The sequence below is a fragment of the Helicobacter sp. MIT 05-5294 genome (genome assembly GCF_000765675.1).
Classification (GTDB): domain Bacteria; phylum Campylobacterota; class Campylobacteria; order Campylobacterales; family Helicobacteraceae; genus Helicobacter_D.
Genome location: NZ_JRPA02000086.1, coordinates 1 through 452, shown reverse-complemented (window position 1 = coordinate 452; position 452 = coordinate 1). Strand labels below are relative to the sequence as shown.

The 452-nt window shown below is 36.3% G+C and carries 1 protein-coding gene; it reads right to left on the bottom strand.

Annotation, left to right across the window (positions count from 1 at the left end; genetic code table 11):
- On the bottom strand, positions 1-300 hold a 300-nt coding region (locus tag LS69_RS10160), incomplete at its 3' end, for a diacylglycerol kinase (protein ID WP_138124742.1).
- Between the last annotated feature and the right edge of the window lie 152 nt (positions 301-452).

Below are 452 nucleotides of genomic sequence, written 5' to 3'. Positions count from 1 at the left end.
TTTTTTAGCAAGTGGGTGAATCTCAAGACTTGTAAAATCAATCGCATTTTCAATCGCGGAATTGACTAATTCAGCAATGACAGAAATCACACAAGGTAGGATTAAAAGGATAAGTTCTTGCCAACTTTGTGCTAAGAAACAAGCCACAATACTCAAAATGATACTGATACTGAAAACTTGACGAAATCCCTCTTCTTCTTTCCACGCAGATTTGATGCCGTCAAGCGAGTAGAAAAAGGCATTATAGAGGCGTTTGAAGCCTCTTTTTCCTTTTTTATCGTTGCGTTTAATATCTTCCATTGTATTATTGATTTGCAGACACGATCAATTCGTAATTATCTTTGAGCAAAGCAGGGTTCTGCAAGAAATCATCAATACTAAGGAATTGCACTTCTTGCCCGCCTTTGACTTGGAATATCAAACTAATATCTTTTTTCTCACCTTTTAAAAGC